Origin of the sequence: Pseudoalteromonas sp. XMcav2-N (assembly GCF_024124545.1) — a bacterium.
In the GTDB taxonomy this organism is placed as follows: Bacteria; Pseudomonadota; Gammaproteobacteria; order Enterobacterales; family Alteromonadaceae; genus Pseudoalteromonas.
The window spans coordinates 12,606-25,251 of sequence record NZ_JAMXSF010000027.1; the positions used below are offsets into that span (position 1 = coordinate 12,606).

11 protein-coding genes are annotated in these 12,646 nt (G+C 48.8%); 6 read left to right on the plus strand and 5 right to left on the minus strand.

Features of this window, described 5'->3' with window-relative positions; translation table 11 throughout:
- Nucleotides 1-87 precede the first annotated feature (87 nt).
- From NH568_RS22850 to NH568_RS22870, 5 genes are all read left to right on the plus strand, one after another.
- The gene (locus NH568_RS22850; RefSeq protein ID WP_138552359.1) at nt 88-771 is read left to right on the plus strand and encodes a response regulator transcription factor; all 684 of its coding nucleotides are present in this window, start codon (nt 88-90) and stop codon (nt 769-771) included.
- Nucleotides 764-2,146, plus strand: coding sequence for a HAMP domain-containing sensor histidine kinase (locus NH568_RS22855; protein WP_253110726.1), 1,383 nt, complete (start codon nt 764-766; stop codon nt 2,144-2,146). Before NH568_RS22850 ends, NH568_RS22855 begins: the two co-directional genes overlap by 8 nt.
- 215 nt (nt 2,147-2,361) lie before the next feature.
- Nucleotides 2,362-4,227, plus strand: a complete 1,866-nt coding sequence (locus NH568_RS22860) for a DUF1800 domain-containing protein (protein WP_253110728.1) — start codon at nt 2,362-2,364, stop codon at nt 4,225-4,227.
- 10 nt (nt 4,228-4,237) lie between these two features.
- On the plus strand, nt 4,238-5,590 hold the full coding sequence (locus NH568_RS22865; RefSeq protein ID WP_253110731.1) for a DUF1501 domain-containing protein: 1,353 nt from the start codon (nt 4,238-4,240) through the stop codon (nt 5,588-5,590).
- 119 nt (nt 5,591-5,709) lie between these two features.
- Nucleotides 5,710-6,480, plus strand: a complete 771-nt coding sequence (locus NH568_RS22870; RefSeq protein WP_253110734.1) for a MipA/OmpV family protein — start codon at nt 5,710-5,712, stop codon at nt 6,478-6,480.
- Between the two features lie 63 nt (nt 6,481-6,543).
- On the opposite strand, the gene NH568_RS22875 is transcribed toward NH568_RS22870, so the two are convergent.
- The 5 genes from NH568_RS22875 to NH568_RS22895 form a co-directional block, all read right to left on the minus strand.
- Complete coding sequence (locus tag NH568_RS22875; RefSeq protein WP_253110737.1) at nt 6,544-7,974, minus strand: glycerophosphodiester phosphodiesterase family protein; 1,431 nt, start codon at nt 7,972-7,974, stop codon at nt 6,544-6,546.
- A gap of 113 nt (nt 7,975-8,087) precedes the next feature.
- Nucleotides 8,088-8,561 carry a DM13 domain-containing protein gene (locus NH568_RS22880; RefSeq protein ID WP_253110740.1) on the minus strand — a complete coding sequence of 158 codons (474 nt, stop codon included), beginning with the start codon at nt 8,559-8,561 and terminating at the stop codon, nt 8,088-8,090.
- Nucleotides 8,562-8,773: 212 nt separating this feature from the next.
- Nucleotides 8,774-9,382, minus strand: coding sequence for a TetR/AcrR family transcriptional regulator C-terminal domain-containing protein (locus tag NH568_RS22885; protein WP_253110743.1), 609 nt, complete (start codon nt 9,380-9,382; stop codon nt 8,774-8,776).
- 118 nt (nt 9,383-9,500) lie between these two features.
- Nucleotides 9,501-10,541 (minus strand): ankyrin repeat domain-containing protein, encoded by a 1,041-nt coding sequence (locus NH568_RS22890; RefSeq protein WP_253110746.1) that lies wholly within the window; start codon nt 10,539-10,541, stop codon nt 9,501-9,503.
- Between the two features lie 23 nt (nt 10,542-10,564).
- Complete coding sequence (locus NH568_RS22895) at nt 10,565-11,536, minus strand: NAD(P)H-dependent oxidoreductase (RefSeq protein ID WP_253110749.1); 972 nt, start codon at nt 11,534-11,536, stop codon at nt 10,565-10,567.
- Nucleotides 11,537-11,695: 159 nt separating this feature from the next.
- Between NH568_RS22895 and NH568_RS22900 the strand changes: the two genes are divergently transcribed.
- The gene (locus NH568_RS22900) at nt 11,696-12,616 is read left to right on the plus strand and encodes a LysR family transcriptional regulator (RefSeq protein ID WP_290444432.1); all 921 of its coding nucleotides are present in this window, start codon (nt 11,696-11,698) and stop codon (nt 12,614-12,616) included.
- The last annotated feature ends 30 nt before the right edge of the window (nt 12,617-12,646 follow it).

Sequence of the window (12,646 nt, forward strand, 5' to 3'; positions counted from 1 at the left end):
GCAGGCACAGTACAATACAAAATTGTATGCCAACCCAAGGCAAAAATGCGATATGCTTTAACTGAGTGACGACAACCTCAGGTTTGTATGCATATTTTATTAGTTGAAGACGACCCGGATACCGCCGATTTTATCTGTGCAGGACTGACACAGCACAATGCCCGTGTACAGCATTGCGACAACGCAGAACAAGCCATGTTGAGCGCGTCTGCTACTTCTTTTGATGTCATCATTTTCGACCGCCTGTTACCTAATATGGATGGTCTGGACGCGGTCAGGGTTTTACGCGCCAGCAAAGTTACAACCCCCATTATTATGCTCACAGCACTGAGCGATACAGCCGATCGGGTCGCCGGGCTCGAAGCCGGAGCCGATGATTATCTGGTTAAACCCTTTGCATTTGCTGAACTGTATGCTCGTTTAAAAGCCCTGGCCAGACGCCAGCCCTTACGCGCTGATACGCAAGAGTTATTTTTGGGCGAGCTCACGCTCAACCGCACTTCCCGTCAGGTGATAAGAGCAGGGCAAGAAATAGAACTGATGCCCAAAGAGTACCAGATACTTGAATATATGATGCAAAACCCGGAACAGCTGATCACCAAAACTATGCTGCTGGAACAAGTCTGGGGGTTTAGCTTCGACCCCAAAACCAGCTTAGTGCAAACCCATGTCAGCCGGCTGCGCAACAAACTGGATAAACCTTTTGCCTTTGACATGATCAAAACCATTCGCGGCAGCGGATACCTGCTGACAGGCCAGTCTGATGATTAACCGTTATCACCTGACACAAACGACCCTGGTGGGTGGCACACTTTGGGCAGGCATGCTGTTGCTGCTATGGATCATCAGTCAGTTACTTGTTTGGCAGGACAAACAGGAGCAGCAGAGCGAATTTAGCGAGTTTCTGGCTGAAGTTAAGATAATGCTCGATGAGCACGGCCTTGAGCACGTGTTGCAAGAGTTCGAACTGGATGAGGACGTGATCTGGTCCGACACCGAGGCACGGGCACATCTGCTTGATGACGGCTGGCTGGTTGCCATATATGAGCAGGACAAGCTACTTTTTGGCGCCAGCACAGAGCTAAGCGTTGCAACCTCTGCACAATGGCAAAATGTTTCTTTTGATGAAGAAGGCGACATAGAACTGCTGTCTGCCAGGCTCGATTTACCCGATGGCTTACATATTGATTACTGGCAAAAACGCGACGACATGCATGCTCAAAAAGCCGAGTTTTATGAGCAGCTCTTAGGGTGGTTTGCTCTGTTGAGCCTGCCGTTCACTTTGGCTGTGATTGTATGGCTGCAGCTCAAACGAACCCGCCCGCTAGAGGATTTATCGGCTCAGTTGGCAAAAGTGGCACACTCACCCGATTCAAAACGCACTGAAGTCTCTACCTCTCACCCCGATATTTTGGCGCTCAGCCTTGCTATTAACCAGATGTTGGACGAAATAACCCGCCTGCACGGCAATATGAAAACCATGTCAGTGGGCATTGCTCACGACCTGAAAACCCCTTTATCGCGAATTTCCAACCGTCTGCAAAGCATGTATCAGGAACTCGACGACACGGCTGCACTGCAAGGCCATATTGATAAAGCAAGCAGTGAGCTGGCTCAGGTCATCAATACATTTAACAATCTGGTGCGACTCAATGCCATTGAGTCGGGCAAACATATACAGGGCTTTAAAACGTTTGATTTGTCGGCATTACTCGATGAACTGGCACAAAGCTACCTGCCCGTCTTTGAAGACAGTGGCCGCCGTTTTGATGTATCCATTGTGCCATTAGTACACTGCCATGGCGACAAAGACCTGTTGGGCCAACTGATCTGTAATTTGTTGGAAAACGCGCTGGAGCATAGTCATGAACAGTCGCATGTCTGGCTGAGGCTACAAAGTCATACCGACAGCGCCCTGCTACAAATTGGTGACGATGGCCCCGGGATCCCGCAAGGCGACCAGCACAAAGTCTTTGATAAGTTCTATCGTGCTGATATCAGCCGTGCCCGCCCTGGTAACGGCCTTGGGCTAAGCATAGTGCAGGCCATTTGCGACGTACATAAAGCACAGCTTTGCCTGCTTGAACAACAGCCCGGTGCCGTATTTAATATTGAGATCCCCACACGCTCTGCACGGAGTGATTAGTTATAGCTGATGTAAGTCACTTATTTACCGCCAAAGCACACTTCGCTATTTGGTCACCCCCGCCCCCGAGCCACCAAGCGTAGCGAAAGAGCCAAATTGAACTGAGGCGTTGCCAGTAGCATACAATTTTGTAAAAAAGCCGTATGGCAACTGTATGACCGTTTTGGTGCGTTTCGCTCTAGACTTAATCTATTCCTAAGTAAGAGAGTGAAATCATGTTTAGATTAACCCCGCTTAACATACTGCTGCTCAGCCTGTGTATGAGCCTGACCGGGTGTGGTGGCAGTGACGACAGCCAGAACACCTCCAATAACCCCGCCCCTTCCTCACCGGACTCAGGTAATTCAAACAATGGTGGTACGGATAACGATGATAAAAACAACAACGATGGCAGCATCGGCGACACACCGGACGACGATACCCCATTGGCAGACCAAACCTTTGCAACGCCCATCAGTACATCCAGATTTTTACAGCAGGCCACTTTTGGCACTCGACCAGAAGACCTGGCGTCGCTCACAGGCAAAAGTGCATCAGACTGGTTCACAGCACAGCTTAAGTTACCACCCAGCCAGATCATGCCCGTTGTGTCCGAGTTTACTCCGCCGCCTACCGCTGAAGATGATTTTAACGCTCTGTATATCGAGTCGACCAGTGTGGCTTTCTGGCGCAATGCCATCGCCGGCGAAGATCAGTTGCGTCAGAGAATGGCATTTGCCCTGTCGGAAATACTGGTAGTATCGAATGCTGGCGGCGAAGAGCTCACGGATATTCCCGAAGCGGTTGCCTCATATCAGGATATTCTGATCCAACATGCCTTTGGCAACTATCGGGAACTACTGGAAGCCGTAACCTATTCTCCTGCCATGGGGTTTTACCTGACCTACATGGGTAATCTCAAAGGAGATGAAGTCACAGGCCGGATGCCAGATGAAAACTATGCCCGGGAGCTACTGCAATTGTTTACCGTTGGCATTGTTGCATTGAATCAAGATGGTACGCCCCAACAAGATCAGAGCGGCGCCATCAAAGAACTCTACACCAACCAGGACATCACCGGGCTGGCTCGGGTCTTTACCGGCTTAGACATGGACTACGAGACATCGGAAGAAACTGAGGTAAATGAGTTTGCCCTGCCAATGACCGTGTACCCACAAAACCACAGCGAAAAAAGCAAACGCTTTTTAGGCACCACCATTGCAGCGGGCACCGGGCCTAAAGCCTCTGTAACCCAGGCGCTGGACCATATTTTTGCCCACCCGAATGTCCCCCCATTTGTCTCTAAACAGCTCATCCAGAGACTGGTCATGTCAAACCCTTCACCTGACTATGTCGCCCGTGTTGCCAGCGCCTTTAGCAGTGGTCACGCCACTTTGCCCGATGGTACACGGGTCGGTGATGGCCGTCGTGGCGATTTAACGGCAACACTGGCAGCCATCTTGTTCGATTCAGAGGCCAGAGTAGATGCCAGTGATCGTGGCGGTAAAATCCGCGAGCCTATTTTGCGCTTTACTCAATGGGCACGGGCTTTTGCAGTAAAAAACATCACCCCCGAATATCAGGAAATGCTCTGGGATACCCGAGATGCCGACATGCTGGGCCAGCACCCCTACCGCTCACCCAGTGTTTTTAACTTCTTCCGCCCGGGCTATACCGCGCCTGGCAGCGTGAGTGCGTCAAATGGCATGGTGGCTCCTGAGTTACAAATCACCAATGCCAGCACCATCACTGGCTATGCAAACTTTATGACTTACTACATCACCGGCCTGCAGCAGGAAGTAGATGTGGAAGATCTACAAGCCGTTTACGACGAAGAAAATATTCCGCTGAATGCTGAAAACGCCGTGGAAAGCTTTCTGGCAAGCTATGACGCAGAACAGGCGCTGGCGGGCGACTCAGATGCCTTAGTCAACCGCCTGGATCTATTGCTGTGTGCCGGGCAACTCAGTGCCACCAGCAAACAGCAGATTAAGCAGATATTGCAAACAGTGGCCCAAAACGACGAAGCAGAGCCCCTGAGACTCGTACACCTCGCCATTTTACTGGTGATGACTTCACCCGATTATTTAGTCCAAAAATAGGAGCACAGCTATGAACAGACGAGACTTTATCAAACTCAGCGGTGCCTCTTTAATGGCGTCATCGATGTTTCAGTTAGGCCAGGCACTGGCGAATAGCCCTGCTCAGAATAGTGATTATAAAGCACTGGTCTGCGTATTTTTGTACGGTGGTATGGACAATCACGACACCATTATTCCCTTTGATGAATCAAGCTATACGCAGTGGGCTACTCATCGTCAAAGCCTGCTGGGTAAGTATACAACGCCACGCACTTTGGCTAATTTGTTGCCTATTGCCACACCCGGGCGTTTTGGCTCGCGCCGCTTTGCCCTGCCTGCGGAATTAGCTGGGCTGGCCAATTTATATCAGCAAAATAAGCTGGCTGTCATTGGCAATGTGGGGCCCTTACTCAGCCCCGTCACGGCATCTATGATGGCTCAAGACACCGCAAGACTGCCGCCACGGCTGTTTTCGCATAACGACCAGCAATCTACCTGGATGTCTGGCGCTGCAGAAGGCGCGCAATTTGGTTGGGGTGGCTTAATGAATGATGCACTCATGGCTCAGGGTCTGACCAGCAATACCCCGTTTAATGCCATTACCACGGCAGATGGCGCATTATGGCTGACCGGAAAACAAACGGCACCATACCATGTCAGTGACGGCCAGGCAGCCACCATAGAAGCCCTGGAAGAGTTTGACAACCACCCTGATCTGGTTGCTCATTTCAGTAATCAGCCTCAGAATGCACAAAACTTTCTGCAGCAAGACGTCACTAATGCCATTAACAATGCCTATCAGGCAAACAGTCAGTTTAATGCTGCACAGGCCAATACCACAGTGACACTTCCCGACTTTCCGACTACGTCGCTGGGCAGACAATTGCAAACAGTCAGTAAAAGCATCGCCGCCCGCCAGCAACTTGGGGCATCAAGACAGGTTTATGTCGTAGCTATGGGCGGATTTGACACTCACTCAGGGCAAGCGCAAAACCTGCCCAAATTGCACAGCGCCCTGGATGGCGCTTTGGTGGCATTCAATACTGCAATGGAAAGCCTCAATCTGAGTGAGCAGGTCACTGTGTTCACGGCCTCTGACTTTGGTCGCACACTGGCCATCAATGGAGACGGCACCGATCACGGCTGGGCGGGCCACCACTTTGTCATGGGCGGAGCTGTCAACGGTGGGACAATTTATGGTGATATTCCACAAGCAACACTCAATCATGAGCTGGACGCAGGGGGTGGCCGCCTGATCCCAACTACGTCTGTCGATCAATATGCCGCCAGCCTCGGGCAGTGGATGGGTTTGGATACCAGTACACTGAACACCATGTTCCCTAACCTAAATAACTTCAGTGGCCCACTTTCTTTGTTTAAATGACATCAAGACTAAACGATCCTTGTCTATAGTTCGTACCAGAGTATGCCTGAGTTAACACTCAGGCAGTCTGTCTTTTGTCTTACATGGCAACAGAATATGAACTTGGATAAGGATACACTATGTTAAAACACGCGCTTTGTATTTGTACCTTGCTTGCAGCTTCAGTTCAGCTCCAGGCGCAAGCAGATGAACGGGGAGCCTTAAGAGCCCAAATGGAGCCTAAAGGGTTCTTGTACGGCATTGGGCTGGGTGTCAGTGAGGAAATCTACCAGGGCTACGACAGGCGGGTGATCCCATTACCCATCCTCGGCTATCGGGGTGATAAACTGTCCATACTCGGCCCCTTCATCAGTTATGAAATTCTGGAAATAAATGACATCGAGCTTGTGTTACAGGCCTCGCCTCGCTTTCAGGGGTACGATGAGTCCGACAGCGATGTTTTTAAGGGTATGGCAGAACGCGACTTTTCCATGGATGGGGGCGTGGGCATAAAATACGAGCGTGAAAACTGGAAATTCGGCATTTCTGCCGTTCACGATGTACTGGATAAGTCCGATGGCTACGAGGTCTCGACTAGCCTTGCCAAGGTCTACAAGTCAGGGCCATTTTTCTATGAACCTAGCCTGAGCGTCAGTTACCTGGATAGTCACCACGTTGATTATTACTACGGCGTGCGACTGTCCGAAGCCACCAGCGCCCGACCTCAATATGTAGGCGACAATGCCACGAATGTGGCGCTGGGCTTTTCTATCTCAACACCTATTTTCTTTGGCGGATTTACCCAGCTGGCGTTTGATTACACTTGGTTTGACGACAGCATCACCGACAGCCCTTTGGTCGACAGCGACGCCAGCTTTGCAGCGCGCTTGCTGTTCAGTAAGTTCTTTTAAACACAAAAAAGCCGCAGCTCAGACTCAAAGCTGCGGCCTTTATTATAAATCAAGTGGGTCGGATCAGATGCTCGCAGGCATGCCCATACAGCTTGCGTAGTAGGTCGTTGTTGCAGGCCAGTCAGAGAATACGCCCATTACGCCCACGTCTTTAGCCAGTACGTCGAGTAGCTTAAAGGTATCGCCGTCATTGTTGATCATGCTTTCACCACGGTGTGCACCGTTGACACTTTGGTAGTACCAACCGCCGCCGGTGGCAAGGTGACCGGAACGCTCCAGCGTCCAGGTAATGATCCCAAGCCCAGCTTCACGAGCAGCCTTTGCATAGGCAGAAGGCACCATCTCACCATTTTCTTCGGTAACCAGCACCCACATAGGAGGTGCGATGATCTTCACGCCATCAGCCGCCAGTTCAGCCATGGTTGGAACAAGCAGCTCAGGGTTATTAACCAGCTGCTGTGGTGTGACTCCCTGCTCATTGGCTGCGGTTTGTGCGTCATAACGGTCATCCAGGTACACTGCTTGTGCCCCAAACTCAGGGTTTTGCGCAATCCAGTAATTAATGTCATCACGATTAAATGACTGTGCCCAGACATGCTTAGGCTCAACACCCGCGGCCTTATATTCGTCGATCATCTTCTGTGCGTAGTCCTGCTGAGAAAAGCCATCAAAAGGCATGGTCACTGATGGTGACTTAAGTTCAGGTGTCATTTTTACACCCAACTCTTTGAATAAGGCAATACTTTCAGCATGGGTCATAAGTGTACCGCGGCTAGAATACAGGTCCGTGCGCCACTTTGACGTGCCATCCATGTATTCAGCAACGGTGGTCCCATTTGGGTTAGACGCGTCCATTTTACCTTCTAACGTCTTAAACTCCGCCAGGGTAATGTCACTCGTACAGCACTTAGCCTTTGCCACAACTCCATTTTCAGGATCAGCAGGCTCAAACGGCGTAGAGCAATTCTGCGCTAAGTCAGTTTCCAGAATATTCGTGGTGGTATGCAAGTCGCACTGAGAGTGACGACATACCAACTCTTTGTCTTTGGTAAAGGTAACGTCACACTCAAGAATACCTGCGCCCATTTTAGCCGCCGCAAGGTAAGACTCTTTAGTGTGCTCAGGGAATTGCATTGGTGCACCGCGGTGACCAATAGAAAAGTCAGTTTTATAGAATGGACCGTTCGAGCATTGCGCCAGTTTGTCTTTTAACTCGCCTTCATCCATGTCCTGGATCAGAAAGTTCGGACGTGTGCCAACCTGCATATTATTAGCACCACCAGCTGGCACTTCAACCACAACCGGTACTTCAATTGTTTTGATTTCAGTGACCGTGTCGGTCACTACCACTGTTTTTTCGACTTCTACCACCTGAGTTTTTGTGTCTGTGGTAACAACGGCTTTTTCTACCTCAACCACTTCGGTTTTGTCGTCATCACAGCCAGCCAAAACCAAAGCCGCGATCACAGCAGAGAGTGAAGTTATTTTTTTCATTGTTATTCCTAAGTTTACGTCAAAAGAAAGCGTTATTATTCTTAAGGGAGATAACAATAGAGGTGCTCTATTACCGAAGTAGGAACACTCAATGACTATTTTGTGACTGAGCGCTACTGATACTGAGCCGCCGTAATAAACTCGCCAAAGGCTTCGCACCAGACAATCACAGTATTGTAATCCGCCGGGTTGATTTGCTTAGGTACATCGACCACAAAGTTACTAAACGTTTTGATATCACCGACTTCAACCATGCTAGTTTTGAGGCGATTAAAGTCAGCTTCAGTTTCCACAAACTGAGGAGACAGGTATAAACGATAATCCGGACCAGGGGCTAGCTCGCCAAGCAGAGTAATGTGATCTTTGCTGATAGAAACCATTCCTTCGCCCCAATGCAGGGCATCGCTGTCTTGCAACGACTTTCGAAACTGTGCTGAATAATCAGCCCCAAGGGATGCAGCGGTGACCGCCCCCTCATTCGGCGCAGGAGGCGCGGTTAAAATGGGCAACATATAAATACCAGCTGCGAAGCCAGCAAATCCAACGAACGCATGTGTAATCATAAGAACGAGTGCACGTAATGTCATTATTTCTTTCCTTACTGTTGATGACACTTAGTGTAGTACAACTCAACGCTCTCTCAGATACTTCTCGACAAGAACTTTCGTTAAAACGCATAACCCACTTTTAATGAAAGCGTTGTCCCACATTCGTATTTCTTCTCCTGAGAACAAAGTGTTCTCCGTGCGCTGTTAGTGACCCGCTGCGAAGACAAAAGGTGTGTCGCTGCGACCTGACATCACGCCTGATAATACGCCAGAAAGAAGGCCACTGTATCCTCTGTTAATTCCTCAATTTGCGCATTCGTTAATGCCGGCTGCTGGTGTAAGATCTGTGGCCAGAATGCTTGCCCTTTCAGCAGGCTGATCAACTGAGCATGTGCTTTATGCGGTTCAACCTGACGCAATCGACCTGCCGAAACGGCCTGCTTTATCCAGCGGATTAACGCGGTTTCCTGCTCGAAAAACTCGCTCATTTCAGTGGTAAATATCTCAGGATTAAACAGACAATACCCAATCGCTACCCGGATCAGCTCCTGCAAATTTTGGTTACTCAGAAAGTCCAGCTCATTTTTTAATAAGGCGGCTAGCTGCACATCCAACTCGGTGTCTGGCTGATACTCAAGCTCACAGGTGAGGATATTCTGACGCCAAATTTCTTTGATGATATGGGTAACTAACTGCTCTTTGCTCTCAAAATGATTGTAAACGGTGCGCTTCGAAACCTGAGCTGTCTGTGCAATCTTGTCCATGCTGGTGTCGCTGACACCATATTGCTGAAACGCGCTCAGAGCACCATCTATAATGGCCTGACGCTTGAGCATACTGCGGGTAACTTTAACGGTCATGGTATTGAGTGAATTTTTTATGGCTTATACTGAGGGTATTTTTACACTAACTAGTTTACTTTTCAATTTATCTTGTTGTCCTGTAAACGTCGCATCCTTGCTTCAGCTACCAACGGACTCAGTCAGATTGAACAACCCGATATTGGTTCAACAAAGCTTCCACAATTTGCGTGTATTGATATCGCTCGGCAAGATCCAACGGCGTATCATTTTCATAAGTTTTGAGCTGTAACTGTGCGCCACCTTTTATGAACTCAACGGCCGCCTCACTGTGCCCATGCCAGATTGCATCGTGTAACGGCGTATAACCATTGTTTGGTCCCTGTGTATTTAGAACCAAGGGTGCACGTCTGTCCCCAACTAGCAGCCTGACTATGTCCGCATGCCCCATATACCCAGCCTTATGCATGGCGATTGCGTTCATAGGGTAACCCGGAATTGTCTGATCGGCATTGTGTGCCAGTAGCAGCTTTACCAAACGGGTATACCCTTCTCTTGCTGCAACCAACAATGGCGTATGCCAGTCATTGCGGTTTGAATAGACAGGCCGGCGCTGGTTAACGTCCTGACCATCAGCAATTAAAGCTGCAACCTGATCCACTTTCTGCGCTTCACTGACTATGTCACTTTCAATCACATTAAGGATTTTCTGACTGTCCAGCATAGCCTGTTGCTGAGCACGCTTATGGGCAAACAGCACTCTCAATTTATCGTAACGGCGCGCTTCACTGGGTGTAATTTGCTTGTCCCAACCTCCGATTAGTTGCTCAGCTTTAGCACCTGAAGGCGTTTTCAGTTCGATATTCAGTTCAGGATGTTTGAATAGCTCAATGATGTTTTCTGGCTTTGAATACCAGGTCGCAATCATTAATGCCGTAAAGCCAGAACGTGGTGCCTGTAAATTGATAAACGCCCCCTCCTTGATCAGCAACGCCAGTATCTGAGTGTGGTCAGTCTGCGCAGCAATATGCAATGGACTGTTCCCCATCCTGGTGTCAAGTTGGTTAACATCAGCACCGGCATTAAGCAAACGCTCTACCAACGCAAGATCACCACTGATCACAGCCTGGTGTAGGCGGGGAAGCTCAGATTTTGGGGTGGCATGCACAAACGCTGAAGTAAGCATTAATGCAATTGTGGACCATAAGAATATTTTCATAACTTGGAACCTGCTCATTTCGCCTACTCGTCTGTGTGTCCAGCCTCAACAACCTGGTAATCCTCGATGAGGATTGTGGTACCAACCAGGCTGAGCTGCCAGACTTCATTCACCAAGAGGTTAACAGACCGACCACCCAGCGACGAGTCGCTAAAAGTGTCAGCTATCAGACGCACTCGTAATTCAACCAAATACTGACCCGCATACTTCATATTGACCTTGATTTGCTCAATCTGATGCTGACAGCCTGGTCTAAAGGTGCGCCTGGCTGTTGCATACCAATCCCTGAACCCTTCATGCCCCTGATATTGCTCACCCATCATATTCATCGCTACGTCATCGGATAAATACTGAGTAAACTCAACATCCTCTGCAGGTAACACATCAAAGCGGGAGAACCAGTGCCGGGCGAATTGTTCAATTTGCGCAACCGGGTCGCACAATACAGTATCAATGCGGTCACACAAACGAGACGCATGTACTTTCGCTTTGCTCTGCACCTCCGACAGTTCATTATAAACTCCGGGTATATACACCATGCCATGGGTATAAACAGGCTCAATGAATTGCATGCCAGTTAAATACACCGTTTGCTGTAAAGGCCGGATCATTTGTCCTATTTCAAAGTGATTGTAGCCAAGCGGATCATAAGACGATTCGGGTCCGCCGACGGTGAACGACAAAATACACGCCTTGCCTTTGAGTTTGTCACCACTGGCACCATACGCAAAGTTATAGCTTAAAACGTCATCAAGCCACTTTTTGAGCAGTGCCGGCACTGAATACCAGTAAAATGGAAATTGCAGTACGATGACATCTGCCGATAGCAAAGCATTTTGCTCGGCATTTATATCAATTTTAAAGTCCGGATAGAGCTCATCCAAACGACGAATATCTACTTCTGATACGGTCTGGGCGATCTCATTTAGGATCACGCGATTGGTGTTAGAAGCTGCCAAATTTGGGTGTCCGGAAATAACAACCACTTTGCTCATAGTTACCCTCTTCACAGTATAAAACGGAAAAATGCCTTGAGACACGCTTTGTTTTTTGTCAGGTGTGCAGTATATTTCGAAAAATTGATAAAAATTAGATGCCCATTCGCTAATTAATTGATAGCCTAAAACTAACAATCATTCTCTGAATAGCATGGTATGAATGGCGCTTCTTTTAACCAATTGATCATGTTTCACACTATTGTGCTGGAAGGCAGTATTACTAAGGCTGCAAAGAAGCTTGAATTGGCAGCCCCCTCAGTCAGTAACGCGCTAAAGTCGTTGGAAGTGCAGCTTGGGTTGCCTCTGTTTACCAGAACAACACGTCGTATTGAGTTAACCGAAGCTGGGCGACTGCTATTCAATCGCACCTATAACTCAGTCAATGAGCTCAGCTATGCGCTAGAAGAAGTACGCGATCAAAGCCAGATCCCATCAGGTAAGGTCAGACTGACGACTCCCAGGTTTGTTTATCAGTATTTGCTTAAGCCGATATATGCGCAGTTCTGCAAGCAATACCCAGAGATTAACCTGGAAATTTCGGTGTCAGATGCAGCAATAGATATTCTCAAAGAAGGGTTTGATTTGGGGATCCGATTTGGTGATCGAGTCGAAGAAGGCATGGTCGCCCGTCCCTTAACGCCCTCGATGAAAGAGGCGTTGTTTGCCTCACACAGCTATATTGAGCAGTTCGGATTACCCTTGATGCCTGACGCGCTAAAAAATCATAAGATGATCCATTACCGATTTATTGCCTCCAATCAGATAGCCCCCCTGTATCTTGACCGAGATGGGGAAAGGTTTAGTGTTGATGTACCTGGTGTACTGACGGTCAATGACACAGATCTGATGCTGGATGCCGCACATAAAGGCATCGGCATAGGGCGTATTGTAGAACCTATGGTCACCAAACAGTTTGCTGACGGTACCCTGATCCCAATATTATCCGACTACTGGTGCCCCTACTCGCCACTCTATGTATATTTTCACCGCAACAGTCAAAAAGCCAAGCGCGTGCGGGTGCTGATCGACTTTTTATTGGCCCACTGTGGAAGAACGACATGTTCGGAAACCCAGTAACAGAACGTCTGATTTTTTGATGAATTTAAC

What these genes read in the sequence shown, in the direction of transcription:
- NH568_RS22900 (WP_290444432.1), top strand. Translation starts at nt 11,696, where the DNA reads ATGAATGGCGCTTCTTTTAACCAATTGATCATGTTTCACACTATTGTG.
- NH568_RS22880 (WP_253110740.1), bottom strand. Translation starts at nt 8,561, where the DNA reads ATGACATTACGTGCACTCGTTCTTATGATTACACATGCGTTCGTTGGA.
- NH568_RS22890 (WP_253110746.1), bottom strand. Translation starts at nt 10,541, where the DNA reads ATGAAAATATTCTTATGGTCCACAATTGCATTAATGCTTACTTCAGCG.
- NH568_RS22895 (WP_253110749.1), bottom strand. Translation starts at nt 11,536, where the DNA reads ATGAGCAAAGTGGTTGTTATTTCCGGACACCCAAATTTGGCAGCTTCT.
- NH568_RS22855 (WP_253110726.1), top strand. Translation starts at nt 764, where the DNA reads ATGATTAACCGTTATCACCTGACACAAACGACCCTGGTGGGTGGCACA.
- NH568_RS22885 (WP_253110743.1), bottom strand. Translation starts at nt 9,382, where the DNA reads ATGACCGTTAAAGTTACCCGCAGTATGCTCAAGCGTCAGGCCATTATA.
- NH568_RS22870 (WP_253110734.1), top strand. Translation starts at nt 5,710, where the DNA reads ATGTTAAAACACGCGCTTTGTATTTGTACCTTGCTTGCAGCTTCAGTT.
- NH568_RS22860 (WP_253110728.1), top strand. Translation starts at nt 2,362, where the DNA reads ATGTTTAGATTAACCCCGCTTAACATACTGCTGCTCAGCCTGTGTATG.
- NH568_RS22865 (WP_253110731.1), top strand. Translation starts at nt 4,238, where the DNA reads ATGAACAGACGAGACTTTATCAAACTCAGCGGTGCCTCTTTAATGGCG.
- NH568_RS22875 (WP_253110737.1), bottom strand. Translation starts at nt 7,974, where the DNA reads ATGAAAAAAATAACTTCACTCTCTGCTGTGATCGCGGCTTTGGTTTTG.
- NH568_RS22850 (WP_138552359.1), top strand. Translation starts at nt 88, where the DNA reads ATGCATATTTTATTAGTTGAAGACGACCCGGATACCGCCGATTTTATC.